Raw genomic sequence first — 16,662 nt, 5'->3', positions numbered from 1 at the left:
CACCATGACGAACTGCACCGACCAGTCGGTAAAGTTTTGGAAATGACCTCCTTCGCGACTTCGGCTGCGGGACCGATGCTGTCGGCCCGTCGGCGGTGGGCGGCACTCGCTGTGCTGGCCGCAGCTGTGCTGCTGCTCGCCATCGACGGGACGGTGCTCTCGTTGGCGGTGCCGGCGTTGACCGCGAGCCTGGCGCCGACCGCGGAGCAGGTTCTCTGGATCGGTGACATCTACTCGCTGACGTTGGCGGGTCTGCTGGTGCTCATGGGCAATCTGGCCGACCGGTTTGGGCGTAAGCGGATCCTGCTGATCGGTTCGGTGGCGTTCGGTGCGGCGTCGCTGCTGGCCGCGTTCGCCCCCAGTGCGCAGGCGCTGATCGGGGCGCGTCTACTGCTCGGTGTGGCTGGCGCGACGCTGATGCCGTCGACGCTGTCACTGATCCGCAACATCTTCACCGACAGCGGCGAACGGACCCGAGCGATCGCGATCTGGTCCACCGCCTTCGGTGCGGGGTCGGCGATCGGGCCGCTCGTGGGCGGGTTCCTGCTTGAGCACTTCTGGTGGGGCTCGGTGTTCCTCATCAACGTGCCCGTGATGATCCTGGTGGTGGTCTCCGGCCTTCTTCTGCTGCCTGAGTCGCGCGATCCGCAACCGGGCCGCTTCGACGTGCTCTCCGCGGTGCTGTCCATGGCGGCGATCGTGCCCTTGGTGTACGCCGTCAAGCACGTGGTCGGGGCCGGCGTCGACGGCGTGACCGTGTCGTGTCTGCTCGCCGGACTGACAGCCGGCGTGCTGTTCGTGCGGCGCCAGAGGCGGCTGGAGCAGCCCATGCTCGACATCGAACTGTTCCGCAACGCGGCGTTCTCCGGGGCGGTCGTCGCCAACGTCATCTCCATCTTCGCGTTGGTCGGGCTGCTGTTCTTCTTCTCGCAGTACCTGCAGTTCGCCCGCGGGCTCGGCCCCCTGCAGGCCGGCCTCGCCGAGATGCCCGCGACTCTCGCCTCGATCGTCGTCATCGCGATCATCGCGCTGGTCGTGGCCCGGCTCGGCCGGGGCCGGGCCATCGCACTCGGGCTGGCCCTGGCCGCCGCGGGACTGGTAGCGGTGGCGGCGGCCGCGCAGGGGCCGTACCTGTGGCTCGGTCTGGCGCTCGTGCCCATCGGCCTCGGGATCGGGCTGGCGATGACGCTGACCGGCGACGCCATCATCTCGGCCGCACCACCACGCAAGGCCGGCTCGGTCTCCGCGATCACCGAGACCGCCAACGAGCTCGGCGTGGTGCTGGGCATCGCGGTGCTGGGCTCTCTGCTGTCGCTGGTGTACCGCCACAACGTGAGCGTGCCGTCCGGGCTGCCGTCCGAGGACGCGGCGCGGGTCCGTGACTCGCTGGGTTCGGCACTGCAGGTGCTGCAACCGGAAGCCGCTGCCGGTGCGCGAGACGCATTCATCACCGGCATGCAGGTCACCTCGTTGGTCGCGGCGGCGCTGACCCTCGCAGCGGCGGTGCTGGCATGGGCGCTGATCCCGTCGCCGCGCACGCCGCGGCCGTAGGTACGGTGACGCCGTGGGACGCACAGCTGGCCGGTCACCGCAAGACACCCGACGCGCGCTGCTGGACGCGGCCGCAGACGCCGTCCGCGCCCGTGGGATCCACGCCTCCCTGGACGACATCGCCCGCTTCGCCGGCATGTCGAAGGGCGGGCTCATCTACCACTTCGCCAGCAAGGACGAGCTGATCCTGGAACTGGCCCGCGATCAGCTCGCCGCCTTCCAAGCCAGCATCGACGCCGCGCTGGACCCGTCGGACACCGCACCAGGACGGCTGACCCGGGCCTACATCCGGTCGTCGGTGGCGCCGGCCGACGACGACGCCCCGGTGCACGAATCGCTGGCTCTGATCACCCAGCTCATGTCGCTGCCCGCGGTCGCCGAACTCGCCCGAGCCGACGCGGAACGGCTGGACGCGGCACTTGCCGCTGATGGGCTGCCTGCCGACGTACTGGCGCTGGTGGTGGCCGCAGCGGACGGAATGAGCACCGCGCCCCTATGGGGTGCCTCGACGCAGACACTCGCCCATCGACGGCTGGCAGAGCGGCTACTACACCTGACACGAAACCCACACCTGTGGGAGACGCTCACCCCATGAAGCTGCAGAACCGGCGAGCAGCGGCCCAGCCGCGCGTAAAGCTACCGGTTGACAACTTCAGGCTGTACGACGCGGACGCAGAGGTGGACGAGGGCGCACGACGGCAGACCGTCATAGCAGCTAGGTCCTCGTGTTGAGGACGTGTTCACGGTCCGCTACCGGGCGGGCCGCCCGGCGAGCGCCTGAACTTGGCGCAGTTCGGCGGTGCACCCGGCGGCGTCGAACCCGGTGATGGCCCGATTCAGGTGCTCGGCCCTGTCGAGCCTGAGAGTGGACCGTTGCCCCGCGGCGAGGTGACGGCCGAGTTCGTAATGAGCGCGCGCCAGTTCGTAGGGCATCTGACGGCGCTCGGCCTCGCGGGCTGCCCGGACCCACGCCCGACTGGCGGCTCCGGCGTGGCCGTCGAGCCAGCGGTACCGGCCCAGGCAGATGAGCGCCCGTGGACGAGCCATGGGAAAGGTGCGGGCGTAGCGATGCAGCCGGCGCAGGGCGGCTGCTGTGGTCGAGCGCAGGTCGGCGGGGTCCGGCTCGTCCGCTCCGCGAACCGAGCTTCCACGAGGACCGGCCAGTTCGAGCAGCGTCAGACAGACTTCGGGGACGCCTGCGTGTGCCTCAATGGCGTACTGCTCGAACGACGCATGTGGGCCGATCAGGTGGTCGGCGGCCCGGATCGCGTGCCACGCCTCTGCTGGCCGCCCGGCGGTGAGGTGCTGGCGGGCGGTGGCGGCGTGGAGGCGGGCGGCGTCGATCCTGGCTGCTGCCGCCAGGAGCGGCGCGGCCTCTTCGAACCAGCCTGCCAGCGCCATGTCGTCGGGGTTGGTGCGCAGGGCCGTTTCGATCAGGACGAGCAGACCCCAGAGGTGTACGACGGGGTCGCGGCGGACCCGGCCGGAGGCGATCGCCTCGGCGGCCGCTGCGGCCGCCTGCGAATAGCGGGCGGTGAGGTACCGCCTGATTGCGGTGATCAGCAGCACCTCGTCGGCCCACCGGTGCATCGGTGTTCGGCGTCGGAGTCTCAGGACCCTGTCGGCGCTGAGGTCGACCGCCGCCCAGTCGCCCACTCCGGTCCAGTGCAGCCCGCCCACGATGCCGACCCAGCAGGCGGTGAGCGGGTCGGTGGTCCGCTCGACCGCGGCGCTCGCGGCGCGAAGGTGCCGACCCGCGAGCCGGCGCAACCCCAGGGTGCCGACGATCATCCCGAGACCGGCTCGTGCCCGGACGGTGGAATCGAGGTCCCCGGCGCGTTCGGCGTCGTTGAGCGACGAGATCGACGCCAGGAGGATCGGGAAGTGCTCCTCGAGCACCCAGTAGACCTCGGCGATCGCGAAGCAGGTGGCGGCGCGCTCCCGGGCTGCCTCGCGCCGGTCGGCACGACGCTCGACGGCACCATCCGGACGCAGGCCGTGCAGCGCCTGGCGCGTCACCTGCGAGGTGAGCATCCGCAGCTGGCCCGTCGTCGACGTCGGCACGCGGCCGCCCAGAAGCTCCAGTGTCCGCTCCAGGTGGTACCGCGCCGTGCTCGCCTCGCCAAGCTGCTGGTGCGTCTCGCCCAGCATGCGGTGCCAGCGGGCCCGCTGCACGGTGGTGATCTGTTGGCGTTTCAGGGCCGCGCCGAAGAAGGCCTGAGCCTCCCGGAACCAGCCCAGGCGCCGGTACAGCCCCCACAGCCGCAGCAGGTGGGCGTCCAGTGTGGTCGGGTCGGCGTCGAGGATGAGCCATTCGGTGGCGGCGTGCAGGTTCTCCTGCTCGGCCTCCAGGCTCGGCCCGCCCTCAGTGCGGGCCTCGCCCATTGGGGGGAGCAGTGCGACATAGTGCTCGGCGTGACGCCACCGCGTCTGCGCCTCCTCTGCGGGGTCCGTCGCCAGGCACTCGGCGGCGTACTGCCGGAGCAGCTCATGCATCTCGTAGCGGCCGTGCCCGCGGACCGCGACCAGCGACTGGTCGACCAGGCTGGCCAGGACCGGCAGTCCGGCACCTGCCACGGCGCTGGTCGCCGCGAGGTCGAAGCTGCCGCGCAGCACCGACAACCGACGTAAGGCTCGGCGTTCCTCGTCGGTCAGCAGCTGCCACGACCAGTCGATCACCGAACGGAGACTGCGGTGCCGCCGCTCCACATCAGGCGCCGTGGTCTCCAGCAGTTCGAGCCCGTCGGCGAGCCGATCGGCGATGGCGACCGGGCTGGCGGACCGCACCCAACGGGCGGCCAACTCGATGGCCAGCGGCACACCGCCGACCAGCCGGCACACCCGACCGACTCCCTCGGCGCCGACGATGGCGGGGAAGCCGGGACGCAGCATCCGGGCCCGCTCCTGGAAGAGCTGCACCGCCTCGTAGGCGTCGGCGTCCGCGTCGGCGTCCGACGGCGGGTACGGCAGACCTGGCACCTCGACCAGCCACTCCACGCCCAGCCCCAGCTGCCGCCTGGACGTCACCAGCAGCTGCGTACCGGGTGCTCGTCGCAGTAGCTCGGCGAGGACTCCCGCGCCGTCGCGGAGGTGCTCCAGGTTGTCGAGCACCAGCAGCAGCTCGCGTCCGGCGAGCTGGTCGGTGAGCAGACCCAGTGGTTCACGGGGCACGGACAGCTCAATCTCGAGCGCGCGGGCGATGCCGGCGATGACCATGTCGGCGGCCTCGTCCGGGTGGGTCGGGCTGGTCCCCACGAACGACACGAATACCGTCCCGTCACGATGACGCGTCTGCCGACACGCGGTGACCTCCACTGCCAGCCGGGTCTTCCCAATTCCGCCCGGGCCCACAAGGGTCACGAGGCGGCACGCGGGATCGTCGAGGAGCTCATGCAGGCGCGCCAGCTCTGTCTCCCGCCCGATCAGCGCGGTGAGCGGGCGAGGCAGATCAGATGTCGGCGCCCCGGCCGCCCGGGCCGGGTTCTCCCGCCGGGCCGAAGCGGGCGGGAGGACATCCAGCGCACTGAACCCACCGGTGCCGGCGATCTCGTCCCGCAGGGCGAGCGTGGCGGGCGCCGGCTCGATGCCCAACTCTTCCCGGAGGAGGTAGCGGCAGGTCTCGTACTGCGCGAGCGCGGCGCTGCGCTGACCGCCGACGGCCAGGAACCACATCAGCGCGCGGTGCGCCTCCTCGTGGAGCCGCTCCAGCTGCAGCAGGCGGCGCGTCACCTCGATCCCACCGTCGGTATCCCGCCGGTCTTTGGCCCGCTGCACGGCACGGTCCATGAGCGTGAGCATGTCCGCTCGAACAGCGGCGCGCCGGTCGGCCAGCCACCCGTCGAACAGCGGGGCTCCGGGAACGCCGAAACCCTCGAGAAATTCGCCTCGGCAGAGCCGGACGGCCTCCAGCAGCTCTTCGTCGTCCTGATGGGAGGCGGCCACCCTGCCCACCTCCGCAGCGTCGACCCACACCTGCCGGATGTCCGCCAGCCCAATCGTCTGGCGGCTCACTGCCACGAGCTCCGGGACTACCCGGCGCAGCTTGGTCAGCACCAGCCGCAGGTTGGCCCGGGCCGTCGGCTCCGGAAGGTCGCTCCAGAGCAACCCTGCCAGCGTTGAGCGCGAGTGGGCGGTGCCGGTGACCGCCAGGTAGAACAGGAGTGCCGTTGCTTTGGCAGAGGCCAGCTCCACCAGTGGACGCCCGTCAACAGTCAGCTCGGCCCCGCCGAGCACCCGGACACGCAACTCCTGGTCCCGCATCGCCACCGCCGTCGTCGTCCGGAAAGAACTCTATCGCGATCCACGCTGCGAAAACGGTCGGGAAACGGTCTGCACACGGCGGCTCCCTACGGTCAGGTCATGAGTGTCGGAACCTGGCCCACCAGCGGCGTCCTGCCGGCTGATGTGGTCACCCACGGCAGGGGAGTCACCATGGCAGTCGTCCACCCGTACCGCAGCGACCTGCCCGACGTGCAGGTCGGCGGTACCAGCGTGCAATCGCTCGTGCTGCGGCATGCCGCCCGCCTCGGCGAGAAGCCGGCCCTTGTCGACGGCGCAACCGGCCGCACGATCAGCTACCGCCAACTTGCCAGCGGTGTGGAGCGGGTCGCGGCCGGCCTGGTCGCCCGAGGCTTTGCGGCGGGGGACGTTCTGGCCCTCTACAGCCCCAATCTGCCCGAGTACGCCCTGGCGGCCTACGGAACGATGGCGGCCGGCGGGATAGTCACCGGAGCGAACCCGATGCTCACCGTCGGCGAGCTGGCCGACCAGCTCGCCGACGCCAAGGCGCGGATCCTGGTAACCGTGCCGCCGTTTCTGGACCGCGCGTTGGTGGCCGCCGAGCAGGCCGGTGTCGAGGAGGTGCTGGTCTTCGGGGAGGCGGCGGGCGCGACATCGTTCCGCCAGCTGATCGCCCACCACCATCCGCAGGCGGAGGTGGCGACCTACCTCGACAGCGAACTCGCGGCCCTGCCCTACTCGAGCGGCACCACCGGTTTACCCAAGGGAGTGGAACTGACCCACTCGAGCCTGGTGACGAACGTCCGCCAGAGCCAGGCGGTGATGGATTTCCGCGAGCACGACGTGGTCCTCGCCGCAGCGCCGTTCTTCCACGTCATGGGGTTCAACGTCCTGCTGCCCTGCAGCCTGGCCGCGGGCGCCACCGTCGTCACCCTGGCTCGCTTCGACCTCGAGGCCTTCCTTCAGGCGATCGAGCAGTACCGGGCGACGGTCACCATCGTCTCACCGCCGATGGCGACGGCGCTGGCCGGCCATCCGCTGGTGGACAGTCACGACGTGTCCTCGCTGAGGAGCCTCGGCGTGGGCGCGGCACCCCTCGCCGCCGATGTGGAACAGCGGTGCGCCGAGCGGCTCGGCTGTGTGGTCAGTCAGGGCCTCGGCATGACCGAAGCGGCCGCGATGGTCACCGTCGGCCCGCTCGACGAGCCTCGGCGCGGGTCGGTCGGCCGACTGGTGCCCAACACCGAGGCGCGCGTCGTCGACCCGCACGGTGGCGCCGATCTCGGTGCCGGGCGGGCCGGCGAGCTGTGGATCCGCGGCCCGCAGCTGATGCGGGGCTACCGCGACCGTGCCGAGGCCACGGCCGCCACCATCGACGCCGACGGCTGGCTGCACACCGGCGACCTCTGCTACTTCGACGAGGATGGCTACCTCTACGTGGTCGACCGGCTGAAGGAACTGATCAAGTACCAGGGGTACCAGGTCGCGCCGGCCGAGTTGGAGCACCTGCTCCTCACCCACCCGGCGGTTGCCGACGTGGCCGTGGTGCCCCGGCCTGACCCGGACTCCGGCGAGGTGCCGGTCGCGCACGTGGTGCTGCGGGGACCGGCGACAGCTGAGGAGCTGCTGGCCTACGTGGCTGAGCGGGTCGCCCCCTACAAGCGGCTCCGCGCCGTCCGGTTCACCCCATCGGTGCCGAGGGCGCCGTCGGGAAAGCTTGCACGCCGGGTACTGGTCGAGGCCGAGCGCGTCCGATCGGAGCAGGCGCGGGCCGCGCAAGCCTTGCCACCCGAACTCCCTTCAGGCGGCGGGAACCGATGAACATCCTGGTGGTCGCGGTGTTTCAGTCGGTGGCCTGGGATCCGGGCCTTCGACCGGCCCGAGCGGCGGCACCGGTATGAACGGAATCCCCACGACGCAGATGGTTCGGCCGGCGGAGCGCCCTCCGAGGGGACACCGAGGGCCCAGAAACTGGACTGTCAGCCTCGCCGCCACCGCGGCATCGGCCTATGCGCTGGAGACGAGCGTGGTGGCGGCGGGCGCATCCCTGGTCGCCTCCGGTCTGCTCAGCGGCCTCGACCACCAGTGGGTGGTGGCATTTCTCGCCGCGAGCTACGCGGTCTGGGGGATCGGCCTGACCGCCAGCGTGCGAGCGAACGGGACGCTTCTGGCGACGACGGGAACCAGCACCAACGTCCTGTCCAAAGCGGCGTACGACGTGATCCGGCGCACGACCAGCAGCACCCGCGCCCCGCGCCTTGGGGCGGCCTTGGGGTACGCCGCCACGGAGGTCGCCAAGGAGGTGCCCTACTACGCGGGTGCCTTCGGGGTCGCCGCCTTCAGTGAATCGGTCACCTCGAACGAGGCACTCGTGTTCCTCGGCGGCGCCAACCTCGGTGCCGCGCTGTACGAGTACGGGCTCGCCCGTCTCACCAGAGCATTTCTCCTGCACCGTCGCCGCAGGTACGCCTCGTTCGACACCGACTGGGTTCCGGCCGAATACCTCTCCGGCTACTACCGCACGGTCGAACCGGACGAGACCGCCACCATCGCGTTCCTCGTCGAGGCGATGCGCCGTGCGGAACGCGGTCAGCCTGTGTTGTTCTTCGGGGTCGGGCCCACCCTGCATCACGTGTTCGCGGCCGCCGAGGTGGCATCAGAGATCCACCTGGGCGACTATCTGCCGGCGAACCTCAGCGAGATCCAGCGGTGGATCGACCGCGAACCCGATGCCCACGACTGGCGACCGTTCGTCCGCTACACCCTGGAGTGCGAGGGGGTCAACTGCCCGACCGAGCAGGACGTGGCGACCCGCGAGGATCTCGCCAGGGAGAAGATCACCGCCCTGATCCGGGTGGACGGTCGACAATCCCGTCCGGTGGCCCGCCGGTACCCGACGGTGATCAGCGCCTACTGCGCGGACTCCGCCACCGACGACCGGGCGACCTGGCAGCTCTTCATGCGCCACATCACGGGCCTGGTCAGGCCTGGGGGTCTCTTCGTCACCGCGGCCCTGCGCCGATGTCGCGGTTACACGGTCGCGGGAAAGACCTTTCCCAGTGCCGATGTCGACGAACATGACCTCCGGGCCGTGCTGCGGCCGGAGTTCGGGCCGCTGAACGGGTCGATCGAGGTCCGCCAGGTCGCACAGGAGAGCTCACACGGCTACTCGGCGATCGTCCTCTGCTGGGCCCGCAAGCGCATCCGGCCGAGTGCGGGCAGCCCGGAGGGGCCTGGCGCTGGTCGGCGCCGAGACCACCGTGCCCGCTGGTCGACGGCAGCGAGCGCCGGTACGTGAATGTCGACTACGCCGCCTGCGCCCCCGTGCCTGACCTCGCTCCAACGCGCCGTGGACGAGCAGCGGAGCGGGCCGGCCGGGACTGGCGGGTGCCCGTCCCGGCCGGCTATCGACTCAGGTCACCTCGTCAGGAGTGGTTGCCAGCCGTCGCGGTAGCGCAGGCCGTGAGGTTGGAGCCGGATCTGGTCGTGCACCGTTCCGGAGACCGGCTCGGTTCGTATCGCCTGAGGCCGGTCCACCACGACGCAGACGTCCTCGCCGGGCCACCACCAGCCGCAGGAGCGGGCCAGGCCGGCCCAGGCACTCAGCTGTTCGGCCTCGTCCGGCCCGTACCTGGCAAGGCCGAGCCGATGCAGCACGTCGTAGTAGGCGATCCAGGACGCGTCCTGCTGCCCGTACCAGCACACGGGTACCGGAGCGTCGCCCGCGAGGACCGCCCGCACGGGTAGGTAGTACCCGTGCGCGAGGCTCCGGTGCAATGCCGTGCGTACGCCTTGGTGCAACACGACAGCGAGCGGGACGCCGCTGTCGAGCGCAAGTAGCGGCGCCAGTTCGGGCCATGGTTCCTTGGTCTTGCTCGTACGCACGGGTGACAGTTCGGGATCGGTGTGCGTGACGCCCGCACTCAGCGCGCCGCGCAACTGGGAGGCGATCATGGCAATGCCGCTTGCCAGCGGCGGTGTCCCGCGCGGCCGGGGGTCCCGGATGTGCTCGTAGAGTTCATCGAGGGTGGGCCAGCCGGTGATCAGGGGGCGTGCCTTGTCTGGCGAGTCGACCCATTCGAACCGAGGTCGTGGCCGCGATGCCCTGGCGTAGATGGCGGTCAGGCAGCGCTCGGCGGTCGACTTGTCAGCCGGCTGCGTGGACAGGGCGTGGTCGAGCCATTCCTGGCGGATCGGGATGGCCTGCTGCCACAGGTCGTGAGGATTGCCGCTGCGAACGGCCTGTGGAGGTTTCGCGGCGTCGTTGCGCCGCGCGGGGGCGCTCACAGCGCCAGGGCGTCGCCGCCCTTCCGGTAAGAGATCATGGGCCGACTATGGCCTACAACGCGGCACCGGCGCAAGGCGATTGCCCCACCTGCTGATCCCCTGCCGACCACCCACGATCCCGAGCGCGACTTCGACCATGCCGCGCTCGGGATCGTGCGGGTGTTGCCGAACTAGGCTCGTGCGGCGTCTCGGCAGCGGGCTGGTGTCCGGCGCCGAGCGCCGGTCAGGACAGTTGCAGCCGAGGCTCGAGGATCACCTCGAAGAGCCGGTCCCACGGCAGCTCGACACGCGCCGACTCGAAGCGGGTCAGCGTCGCCGTGAACGTCTTCGCGCCACGCCGGCCCAGCACGATGCGGTGCCCGGCGAAGTGGTCGGCGAAGTACCGCTCGGTCAGCGGCACAAGCCGTTCGCGAATCCAGCCGTCGAAGTAGCTCTTCTGCGCAGGGGTGAGCGCGAGCGGGTCCCAGCCCTGCGCCCGTGCGTGCGCGTACGCCTCGACCTGCACGATGTTCTTCCACGGGTCGTCCTTGACGAACCGGTAGAGCAGGTACTCGGCGTGCGCCTGGCCGGGCGCGCGCAGCTCGGGCACGCCGAACCCACTGCCGGAGGAGCGGAGGTACGCCCACCGGGCGGTGCCGTGGCTGAGCGCCAGGCCGAGTGCGTTGCCGCCGGTGTTCCACCCCGAGTACGACAGCAGCGCCGCGAGATCCAGGCGGCTCTCCATCCGCGCGACCAGTTCGTGGTCCGCCTTGTTCACGATGAGTGGGTCCACCACGATGACCGGGGTGCCGGCAGCCAGCAGCTTGCCGATCCGCCCGACGAAGGCGTCCAGGTCAGCGGCCCGTTGCCCGGGTGCCGACGAGGGGGTGTTCACGGCGAGCACGATGTCCGCGTCGCCGTTGACGACCCGTCCTCCCACGGTGGCCACGTGCCGGCGGATGTTCTCCGCGAACGGGATGCCCTCCAGTTGAGCGGTCCAGTCCTCGCCGGAGACGCCGGCGTACTCCGTGCGGTAAGTGGGCGCCGTTTGGGCCGCGATCACCCGCGCGACCAGCAGCGCGTCGACCTCGTCGGCGCCGGGGAAGATCTCCACCCGGTCGCTGACGCCGAGTTGGGCGACGAGCGCCTCCAGTTCCACCCGCTCGGCGCGGGCCAGGCCGACCGGCGCGGTGTCGTCCTCGGAGAGCACGAGGTGGCTGATGGTGCCGTCGGCGACCCACTCAATCATGAGCTGGTTGACCTGGTGGTTGCGGGCCCGCGCGGCGAGATAGTCCTCGACGACCTGGTCGGGGATCCGCGCCCGGACGGCGTCGAGCTGGGCTCGAAGCTCCTCCTGGCCGAGGTTCACCACCTGGTCGTAGAGCTTCGCCCAGGTGACCAGCAGGTCGCGGTAGTTGTCCAGCTCGGTGCCCGTGCTGGTGATGGCGAGGCGCTGGATGGTGTCGTGCACCTCGATCACCGCCTCGGGCCGGGTCGAGCGCAGGTTGCGGATCGCGGCCAGGTTCGCCAGGGCGGCGGCCAGGGTCGGGGCGGCGGTGCGTGAGGCGATCAGGCCGCCGTAGGCGAGCATGCTGACCGAGATCACGTACCCGTCGACGCCGTCGGTGGTGCCGAGCCAGCGGGCGATGGCGGCTCCATCGCCCGGGGTGAAGAAGCGGCCCAGCATCTCCCGTGGCGGCAGCTGCACCTGGGCGCCGGCGCTGGCCGCGGTCATCTGCGCCGCGTAGGTGTTGACGGGCCGGTCGTCGAGCGGGACCAGTGCCACGGTCAGCTGCCGCTTGGCGGGCCCTGCGAACGCGGGCCCGGCGGACGCGGATTGGCCGACGGCCACGGTGGTCAGCCCGGCCACGCCGGTGGCCAGAAGGGTTCGTCTTTTCATGTTCACTCCCTCTATTTCGGGGCGCTCGCCGCGCGGGGGGTGGCCGGCACGAGCCGGCGGGTGATCCAGAGTGGTGAGGTGACGGCGTTGCCCATCACCACCGCGTGGGCACCCGCCTCGAAGGCCTGGCCGATCTGTTCCGCGCCGCGGTACCGCCCTTCGGCGATCACCGGCACGGGCAGCAGTGCGACGAGTCGCTCCACGAGCCCGAGGTCGGGCCCGTCAGTCGGTGGGCTGGCCGGTGTGTAGCCGGACAGTGTGGTGGCGACGGCGTCCGCGCCGGCCTCGACGGCGGCGATGCCCTCGGCCGCGGTGGAGACGTCGGCCAGGACCAGTGCGTCGGTCCGTTCGCGGATCGCGCGGACCGTGTCGGCGAAGGCGCGTCCGTCCGGTCGGGGGCGGTCGGTGGCGTCGATCGCGACGATGTCCGCCCCGGCCAGTGCCACCTCGAGCGCGTGGGCCGCGGTCGGGGTGATGACGACGTCCTCGGTGCCGTGCTTGTACAGCCCGATCACCGGAACGTCGACGGCGGCGCGTACCGCTCGGACGTCGTCCGGTCCGTTGACCCGGACCGCCACCGCGCCGCCGCGTACCACCGCGGCCGCCACCCGGGCCTGGACGTACGGATCCCGCATCGGATCGTCCGGCTCGTCGGGCAGCGGTTGGCAGGACACCACCAGCCCGCCGGCCAGGTCGTCGAGCACGCTCACCCGTCAGTCCTTTCGATGTCGGGTCTGTCGATGGTCAGTCGGGCGGCGCCGACGACGACGGCGTCAGCGCCCAGCGTGGCGGGCAGCAGCGGAACGTCGGCCCAGCCCGCGGGCAACTCGGCCGAGTAGGCGGCCGACGCGGAGGGCAGCAGGGGACCGGCCGCTCCGCCGGCCACCAGGACGGCGTCCGGATCGAGCAGCGCCACCAACCCCGCCAGGGCCGCGCCGAGGACGGCTCCGGCCCGCTCCACGACCCGCTGGGCGACCCCGTCTCCGGCCGCGGCGCGGTCCGCCACGGTCCGCCCGGTGACGTGGGTGCCGGTCTCGATGAAGTACGCGGCGGCCAGCCCGCTGCCGGAGGCGATCGCCTCCAGATGCCCGTACCGGCCGCACCCGCACCGCAGCCGTTCGGCGCCCGGGGCCGGCAGATGCCCGACCTCGCCGGCCGCCCCGCGGGCACCGCCCTCGACGCGGCCGTTGCGGACGACCGCCCCGCCCAGCCCGGTGCCGACGGCCACCAGCAGCACATGGGCGCGGTCGCGTCCGGCGCCGGCCCAACACTCGCCCAGCGCTGCGGCGTTCACGTCGTTGGTGACCCGAACTTCTCGACCCAGCCGGGTGGCCAGCGCGTCGGCGACCGGGGTGCCCGTCCAGCCGGGCAGGCTGTCGGTGGCGTACCGGATGCCGCCGGTCGCGGGATCGACCGTGCCGGCGGTGCCCACACCCACCGGCCCGGCGGCCGCGCCGAGCAGGTCGGTGGCCAGCCGGGCGGCGGCGTCCAGCACAGCCCCGGGCCCGGACCGGGCGGGCGTGGGCACCTCGCGGCGCTCCAGCACCCGTCCGGTAGCGCGGCCGCCGTCTTGGTGCCACCGATGTCGATACCGACAACCGGTGTCGTCATCCCTTGAGGCCGGTGTGCGCGAGGCCCTCGACGAACTGCTTCTGCGCGATGACGAAGACCACCAGGACGGGCAGCGCGGTCATGGACGCCGCGGCCATCTGGACGTCCCACATGGGGCCGCCGTAGGCGTCGACGAACTGGGTGAGCGCCTGGGGCAGGGTGAACTTCTCCGGAGAGGAGAGGAACACGATCGGTTCCAGATAGAGGTTCCAGCTGTGCAGGAAGGTGAAGATGGCCACCGCACCCAGTGCCGGCCGCGACAGCGGGAGGGCGATCCGCCAGAAGGTGGCGACGCGGCCCAGCCCGTCCACCCGGGCCGCCTCCTCCAGTTCACCGGGGAGGCTGATGAAGAACTGCCGCATGATGAACGTCGCCAGGACGCTCGGCGCGCCGAAGATCGGCACCAGGATCAGCGGCCAGTGGGTGTTGACCAGGCCGAGTTTGAAGAACATCTGGAACAGCGGCACGATCGTCACCTCGCTCGGAATGAGCAGGCCCGCGAGGACGACCAGGAACAACACGTTCTGGCCCCGGAACCGGATGCGCGCGAAGGCGTACCCGGCCAGCGCCGCCACGGCCATGGTGCCGACCGTGACGACCAGCGCGATGTAGAGGCTGTTGAGGTACTGCTGCCCGAACGGCTGCAACTCGAACACGCGCTGGTAGGCGTCGAACTTCGGATTGGTCGGCAGGAGCTGCGGCGGGAAGGCGAAGATGTCCGCCACCGGCTTCAGCGACGAGGTGACCATCCACCAGGTGGGGAAGACGAACGGGATGGCCAGGACCAGCAGCACCCCGTAGAGCACCAACTTGGTCCGCCGGGACAGGTCACGATTCATGGAAGACCCACCTCTTGCGCATCTGCCACTGCAGCACGGTGAGGGCGAGCACGATGGCGAACAGGACGATCGACAGCGTGGCGCCGTAGCCGAAGTGATGGAACTGGAAGGCCTGCTGGTACAGGTAGTAGACGAGCACCGTCGTCGAGGTGCCGGGTCCGCCCTGGGTGAGCACCGAGATCTGCGCGAAGACCTGTAGCGACCCGACCACGGTGATGATCGACGTCAGCATGATCGTCGGGCTGATCAGCGGCACGGTGATCCGCCAGAACTGGCGCATCCGGCTCGCGCCGTCCACCTCGGCGGCCTCGTACAGCTCGGCCGGCACGCCTTGGAGGGCGGCCAGGAACAGCACCATGTTGAGGCCGACGTTCTTGAACACCTGCACGACGATCACGGACACCATCGCGGTGCCCTCGCCGCGCAGCCAGTTCGGCCCGTCCACGCCAACGGTGTCGAGCAGACCGTTGATCCCGCCGTTGTCCTGGAGCAGGAAGCCCCAGACGATGGTCCAGGCCACCAGCGAGACGACCACGGGAGAGAAGAACAGCGTGCGGAACACGATCGTGCCCCGCAGCTTCTGGTTCAGCAGGACGGCGAGCAGCAGGGCCAGACCGAGGTTGAGCACCACCAGGCCGACTGAGAACAGCCCGGTGGCACGCAGCACCGAGCCGAGGTTGGGATCGTCGGCAAGGGCCTTGTAGTTGTCGCCGCCGACGAACTCGAAGGTGCCGGCGAGCACGTTCCACTCGTGCAGGCTGTACCAGAGCACGAGGATCAGCGGCAGGATCACGAAGACGATGCTGCCGAGCAGTTGCGGGGCGATGAACAGGTAACCGGCGAGCTGGTCCCGGCGGCGGCTGGTCCAGAACGGCCGTGCCGGGCCCGGAGCGGGCCCGGCGGCAGCCGAGCCCACTCTGGTGTCCGTCTGGGTCATGGTTGCTGGCCCTACTTCGCCAGCAGCGGCTGGATCTTGGTGCAGACGCCGTCGAGTACGGCCTTGACGTCCGCGTTCGGCTGCCACAGCGGGTCGAGGCCGGCGCGGACCTGCTGGCTCAGCTCGGCCTGGCCGGAGTGGCTGGGCTTGACCACGCCGTTGGTGATGCCGTCGATGACGACCTTCTGCAGCTGCTCCGGCTTGAGCTTCGGGTTCGTCTTGGCGAGGGTCTCGGCGGTCAGCTGCGACTGTCGGGGCGCCGGGAAGAACTGGGCGAGCTTCGCCGAGTTCGTGGGGTTGGTGAAGAACGCCAGGAAGTCGGCCGCCTGCTTGGCGTGCGGGCTCTTCTTCATCACCCCGACGCCGGCCTGACCGACCACCGCGTAGTCCCCCTTCGGCCCGGCCGGCAACGGCACCAGGTCCCACCCGAAGCCGCCGTCCTTCAACAGCGAGGCGCGGGAGATCTGGGTGACAGTCATGGCCGAGTCACCGGCGAAGAAGTCGGCGGTCGTGCCCGGTCCGGGCAGCGCCTTCTGGGTGAAGGTGGCCTTGTGCAGGGTGGTCATCGCGTCGACCATCTCCGGGCTGTTGAAGCCGCAGGACTTGCCGTCCTCGCTCCACGCCTGGGCTCCCCACCCGGTCCAGAAGGTGGACAGGTTGTCCCAACCCTTGTAGTCGAAGTCCCGGATGACCAGGCCAGCCTTGCCGGAGTTCGCCGCCGTCGCCGCGGCGGTGGCCAGGGCGTTGTCCCAGTTCCACTGGCCAGCCGCGATCAGCTCGGCCGGCGTCTTCTGCCCGGCCTTCTTGAGCATGTCGGTGTTGACGAAGACCCCGAACGGCGAGGTGGAGAAGGGGTACGCGTACAGCTTGCCGTCGTCCTGCCAGAGCTTGAGCGTGGCGGGGGAGATGTCCTCGTACTGGTAACCCTCGGCCTTCTTGAGGGTGTCGTCGAGGGGCAGCAGCGCGCCCGAGGCGACGAAATCGGGGGCGGAGTTCTCGAATACCCAGGCGAGATCGGGCGCGTTCCCGCCGGCGATCTGAGTGGTCAGGGTCGTGGTGTACGTGTCGAACGGCAGCGGGTCGAACTTGATCTCGGCCACGTCCGGGTGGCTCTTGCGGTACTCGTCGGCGATCTCGTTGAACAGCTTGACGTGCGCCTCGTTGGCCGACCAGACGGTCATCCGCAGCTTCGCCGGGCCGCTGTCGTCGGCGTCGCCACCGCCGCCGCAAGCGGTCAGGGCGAGCGCGCTGGCCAGTGCCACGGCGACGCCGCGCAGGGCCTTTCCTGCTTTCACAATCTTCTCCTTACGGGGGTGTGT

General features: G+C 70.6%; 12 protein-coding genes. 4 read left to right on the top strand and 8 right to left on the bottom strand.

Annotated features, from left to right (window positions below):
* Positions 1-42 precede the first annotated feature (42 nt).
* Positions 43-1,551 carry an MFS transporter gene (locus tag ABZT18_RS24835; protein ID WP_354996581.1) on the top strand — a complete coding sequence of 503 codons (1,509 nt, stop codon included), beginning with the start codon at positions 43-45 and terminating at the stop codon, positions 1,549-1,551.
* Positions 1,552-1,564: 13 nt separating this feature from the next.
* A complete protein-coding gene (locus tag ABZT18_RS24830; RefSeq protein ID WP_354996580.1) occupies positions 1,565-2,146 on the top strand; it encodes a TetR/AcrR family transcriptional regulator in 582 nt (193 codons plus the stop codon).
* Between the two features lie 155 nt (positions 2,147-2,301).
* Here the strand turns inward: ABZT18_RS24830 and ABZT18_RS24825 are convergent, their stop codons facing one another.
* A complete protein-coding gene (locus tag ABZT18_RS24825; protein ID WP_354996628.1) occupies positions 2,302-5,811 on the bottom strand; it encodes a BTAD domain-containing putative transcriptional regulator in 3,510 nt (1,169 codons plus the stop codon).
* 99 nt (positions 5,812-5,910) lie between these two features.
* On the opposite strand from ABZT18_RS24825, the gene ABZT18_RS24820 reads away from it, so the two are divergent.
* Both ABZT18_RS24820 and gntF read left to right on the top strand, forming a co-directional pair.
* Positions 5,911-7,611 carry an AMP-binding protein gene (locus ABZT18_RS24820; protein ID WP_354996579.1) on the top strand — a complete coding sequence of 567 codons (1,701 nt, stop codon included), beginning with the start codon at positions 5,911-5,913 and terminating at the stop codon, positions 7,609-7,611.
* Between the two features lie 205 nt (positions 7,612-7,816).
* Positions 7,817-9,088: a guanitoxin biosynthesis pre-guanitoxin forming N-methyltransferase GntF gene (gene gntF, locus ABZT18_RS24815; RefSeq protein ID WP_354996578.1), complete on the top strand. Its 1,272-nt coding sequence runs from the start codon at positions 7,817-7,819 to the stop codon at positions 9,086-9,088.
* 119 nt (positions 9,089-9,207) lie between these two features.
* Here gntF and ABZT18_RS24810 read toward each other — a convergent pair whose 3' ends face one another.
* The 7 genes from ABZT18_RS24810 to ABZT18_RS24780 form a co-directional block, all read right to left on the bottom strand.
* The gene (locus ABZT18_RS24810) at positions 9,208-10,077 is read right to left on the bottom strand and encodes a DUF6745 domain-containing protein (protein ID WP_354996577.1); all 870 of its coding nucleotides are present in this window, start codon (positions 10,075-10,077) and stop codon (positions 9,208-9,210) included.
* Positions 10,078-10,300: 223 nt separating this feature from the next.
* Positions 10,301-11,956 carry a DUF4127 family protein gene (locus ABZT18_RS24805; protein ID WP_354996576.1) on the bottom strand — a complete coding sequence of 552 codons (1,656 nt, stop codon included), beginning with the start codon at positions 11,954-11,956 and terminating at the stop codon, positions 10,301-10,303.
* An 11-nt stretch (positions 11,957-11,967) separates the two neighbouring features.
* Positions 11,968-12,666, bottom strand: coding sequence for a putative N-acetylmannosamine-6-phosphate 2-epimerase (locus tag ABZT18_RS24800; protein WP_354996575.1), 699 nt, complete (start codon positions 12,664-12,666; stop codon positions 11,968-11,970).
* Positions 12,663-13,484 (bottom strand): ROK family protein, encoded by an 822-nt coding sequence (locus ABZT18_RS24795; RefSeq protein WP_355252562.1) that lies wholly within the window; start codon positions 13,482-13,484, stop codon positions 12,663-12,665. Before ABZT18_RS24795 ends, ABZT18_RS24800 begins: the two co-directional genes overlap by 4 nt.
* Before the next feature lie 79 nt (positions 13,485-13,563).
* Complete coding sequence (locus tag ABZT18_RS24790) at positions 13,564-14,406, bottom strand: carbohydrate ABC transporter permease (RefSeq protein ID WP_354975580.1); 843 nt, start codon at positions 14,404-14,406, stop codon at positions 13,564-13,566.
* A complete protein-coding gene (locus ABZT18_RS24785) occupies positions 14,396-15,343 on the bottom strand; it encodes a sugar ABC transporter permease (protein WP_354996573.1) in 948 nt (315 codons plus the stop codon). Before ABZT18_RS24785 ends, ABZT18_RS24790 begins: the two co-directional genes overlap by 11 nt.
* 11 nt (positions 15,344-15,354) lie before the next feature.
* Entirely contained in the window at positions 15,355-16,638 is a 1,284-nt protein-coding gene (locus ABZT18_RS24780) for a sugar ABC transporter substrate-binding protein (RefSeq protein ID WP_354996572.1), read from the bottom strand.
* Positions 16,639-16,662: the final 24 nt, after the last annotated feature.

It is taken from the genome of Micromonospora sp. NPDC005291 (assembly GCF_040607415.1).
GTDB lineage: Bacteria > Actinomycetota > Actinomycetes > Mycobacteriales > Micromonosporaceae > Micromonospora.
The sequence above is the reverse complement of the archived record's forward strand: the minus strand, read 5'-3'. Positions and strand labels throughout refer to the sequence as shown.

What these genes read in the sequence shown, in the direction of transcription:
- ABZT18_RS24835 (WP_354996581.1), top strand. Translation starts at nt 43, where the DNA reads ATGACCTCCTTCGCGACTTCGGCTGCGGGACCGATGCTGTCGGCCCGT.
- ABZT18_RS24825 (WP_354996628.1), bottom strand. Translation starts at nt 5,811, where the DNA reads ATGCGGGACCAGGAGTTGCGTGTCCGGGTGCTCGGCGGGGCCGAGCTG.
- ABZT18_RS24820 (WP_354996579.1), top strand. Translation starts at nt 5,911, where the DNA reads ATGAGTGTCGGAACCTGGCCCACCAGCGGCGTCCTGCCGGCTGATGTG.
- ABZT18_RS24805 (WP_354996576.1), bottom strand. Translation starts at nt 11,956, where the DNA reads ATGAAAAGACGAACCCTTCTGGCCACCGGCGTGGCCGGGCTGACCACC.
- ABZT18_RS24790 (WP_354975580.1), bottom strand. Translation starts at nt 14,406, where the DNA reads ATGAATCGTGACCTGTCCCGGCGGACCAAGTTGGTGCTCTACGGGGTG.
- ABZT18_RS24785 (WP_354996573.1), bottom strand. Translation starts at nt 15,343, where the DNA reads ATGACCCAGACGGACACCAGAGTGGGCTCGGCTGCCGCCGGGCCCGCT.